Annotated in this window: 1 protein-coding gene; it reads left to right on the forward strand. The window is 39.5% G+C overall.

Translation table 11 applies throughout. The annotated features are described in order from the left end of the window. Positions 1-123: 123 nt before the first annotated feature. A partial coding sequence (locus ED312_RS23540) for an IS4 family transposase (RefSeq protein WP_123218454.1) occupies positions 124-808 on the forward strand: 685 nt, incomplete at its 3' end.

The following is an 808-nucleotide window of genomic DNA, read 5'->3' on the forward strand; positions in this document are numbered from 1 at the left end:
CACTAGTGTCCACTAAAAATTAATATACGTTCTTTGAAACCCTTGTAATCCGTAACTTTCAGCGCTTTTTTATGGCGTGACGATTTGAATTGGTATGTTGGGAAGATTTTATAGTACTTCCCTATGAATGCAGGCAAATATGTTTTTTCGCAACTCACGGTGTTTTTGCCCCGGCGTGTTTTTGATCGCATTGTTACCAAACATAACGGCAATAAATATGTCCGGCATTTTACTTGCTGGAACCAATTGCTTTGTATGGTTTTTGGTCAATTAACCAATCGGGAGAGCCTCCGTGATTTAATTACGATCATTGAAGCCCATAATCCCAAGTCTTATCACCTTGGATTTGGCAAAAGCATGACCAGGAGCAACCTGGCTAAAGCCAATGAAAAACGTAACAGCAAAATATTTGAGGAGTTTGCCTACCATCTGATCGATATAGCCCGTGGAAAACGGGCACATGATGATTTTCAGATCAAAGGAAAGGTATATGCCTTTGATTCCTCTACGATTGATTTGTGCTTGAATGTGTTTTGGTGGGCGAAGTTTCGTAAAACCAAAGGAGGTATCAAACTTCATACACTTTTCGATGTAACCACTCAAATTCCGGCATTCATTCATATTACAGCAGCAACGGTAAATGATATGAACGCCATGGACGTGATCCCATACGAAACCGGGGCCTATTACATATTTGATAGAGGATATGTAGATTACCAAAGGCTTCACAACATAAGCAAACATCAAGCCTTTTTTGTGGTTAGGGCCAAATCCAATTTAAAGTTTAGACGTATGTATTCCAATAAAG

Origin of the sequence: Sinomicrobium pectinilyticum (genome assembly GCF_003725735.1) — a bacterium.
GTDB classification, from domain to species: Bacteria; Bacteroidota; Bacteroidia; order Flavobacteriales; family Flavobacteriaceae; genus Sinomicrobium; species Sinomicrobium pectinilyticum.